Raw genomic sequence first — 623 nt, 5'->3', positions numbered from 1 at the left:
TCCGGGATTTCTTTCCGTATGCTCGCAGCAGCAGCACATGGACTTCAGATTTCCTCTATTTCAGATACTGCATGGAGAAAAAAACTTTCAAAAGGGGCTCCTTTTTTAAGGAACCTATTAAATACGATGCTCTCTTCCTATGACTGGTGTTCCAATGCCGGATTTTTTGAAAATAAAAATGTACTTCTTATTGATGGTTCTATCATTCGGCAGAATGGAAAAAAGCAGCATCAACAACGCATTCATTTATGCTATTCGCTCAACCACAACCAAATGGACCAGATTCATGTAACGGATCACCATACAGCAGAGAGCTTTGAACCATTTTCTTTAAAAAAAGAAGACCTTGTTCTGGCAGATGCCGGTTATGGAAAGGCAAGAAATTATGCTTACGCCAGAGAGCAAGGCTGCGATGTAATTTTACGGATTACGCCCAGCCATTTCCGGATGGAAGATCAAGATGGTAAAATAATAGACTTGGAATCCATCTTAAGAAAAGCAAAGAAAAATGGTGAACAAACGATAGAGCAAACAGGATTTTGCCAATACAAAAACAAGCGATATTTTGTTCGCGTTATTGCGCAGGAACTCCCAAAAGGCAAAGCAGAAGCTGCAAGAAAACG

The 623-nt window shown here is 40.1% G+C and carries 1 protein-coding gene; it reads left to right on the top strand.

Going from position 1 to position 623, the window contains the following annotated elements; all coding sequences use genetic code 11:
- Positions 1 to 18 precede the first annotated feature (18 nt).
- Positions 19 to 623: transposase (locus tag ABC831_RS26415; RefSeq protein ID WP_343251051.1), on the top strand; the 605-nt coding region annotated here is incomplete at its 3' end.

This window comes from Diplocloster hominis (genome assembly GCF_032380655.1).
Lineage (GTDB): Bacteria > Bacillota > Clostridia > Lachnospirales > Lachnospiraceae > Diplocloster > Diplocloster hominis.
The sequence above is the reverse complement of the archived record's forward strand: the minus strand, read 5'-3'. Positions and strand labels throughout refer to the sequence as shown.